General features: G+C 31.9%; 1 protein-coding gene. It reads right to left on the minus strand.

Going from position 1 to position 1,491, the window contains the following annotated elements; translation table 11 throughout:
• Positions 1 to 414: 414 nt before the first annotated feature.
• Positions 415 to 1,371 carry an Npun_R2479 family HD domain-containing metalloprotein gene (locus tag AC3DU7_RS27740; protein WP_488042486.1) on the minus strand — a complete coding sequence of 319 codons (957 nt, stop codon included), beginning with the start codon at positions 1,369 to 1,371 and terminating at the stop codon, positions 415 to 417.
• Positions 1,372 to 1,491 lie beyond the last annotated feature (120 nt).

The raw sequence follows: 1,491 nt of genomic DNA on the forward strand, positions 1-1,491 counted from the left end.
AGATTTAATCAGCAAACCCTAATTAAAGTAATAATTATAGAGCGAAAAACTTTCTCCTCCTCTTCCTTCTTCCTTTTTCATAGTCTTAAATATTTAGCAATACTGAACTTTATAGCAGTGACTTACGATCGCCAAAACTAACTCAAATAACATCAAATTTGAATCACATAGATAGATAAATTAATTATTTTGATTGATATAGCCTTTTCATTTGAAATGCGGAAACATAGTCTTGATCAAAAGGGAACAGGGAACAGGGAACAGCAAGAAGAAAAAACACTATTAAATAGTAGCTTTGCACAATAATTAATTGGTACTCAATACAGGATTTTTTGATTAGAAAAAATCTCAATCTAGATTTACATTTAATTTGAAAACACTATAGTTTTTTTATAAAAAGACTGTCCTTTATAGTTATAAATTCAACCCTAAAAATTCACTAAATTTCTTTTTCTTCACTACTTTTGTTTTTGAAGCATCTCCATTCATATAACTTTTGTTCTTAGCATCTAGTGATTTTATACCATTCGTTTTTTCCTTTGGTTCATGTTCTACCTGAAATACATTTGCATAGAGGTTAGCAATAATTTGTTTGCCACTTTGAGTCAATTCCAAATAATTAATAGCTGCAGGAATATAAGGATAAACTCCATCCCAATAAAATTTTGCATAGCTACGTCTTAGATCCCCTGGAGATTTATAACCCAAAACTTTGTTAGTGCCAACTTCTTCAAATTCATAGAATAAAGCACTAATTTTCAGCAAATAATTAGGGTCGCTTAATTGACCAATTAAATCTGCTGCTCTTGATAATCCAGAAAAATTATTTCTATCTTGATGAGTTTCTGCCTTAGGAACAGGAAAACGAGTTAGTTCAATATTACGTTTAATTTGCTCTGCATCAATTAGTCGATGACCGCCAAAACGTTCATCTATTACTAATTTACCTCGGTCTACATGATAAGGAGTAAGACTAGCTGAAGTAGCACCATCTCCCAAAGAAACCATTCCATCATTAATTCCTGTAGCATATAAACTTAATAATTCTTGGTCCTCTCGGCAAACTCCTTTAACATAACCAATATCGTGGCACAATAATGAAATGATATAATGTAACCAATCTTCGGGAGAAACCCCACCTTCACGAATATGCTTACCCCGTAAAATTTCTTGCCCAACAAGAGTAACTAACATTGTATGTTCAACGTTGTGATATAAAGCATCACAATTAGCAATATTTTCCAGAGCCATATTTCCTGCCCAGGCAATAATTTCTGGATAGTTGGGCTTAAAACCACCATAAGTACGATGGTAGCCTGCTTGTAGCTCTTTTACGAAAGCATTTATTAATATTTCTGTTGCATTTAACATTATATTTTATTTGCACTCCAGTATTAAATATTACTCTAAATTACTCTAATAGCTCGAGCTATGTCATTAGCTATTAATTTGTCAATTCATAAATTCATGACTGACTAGCTTTTCTAATTA

It is taken from the genome of Okeania sp., from assembly GCF_983059655.1.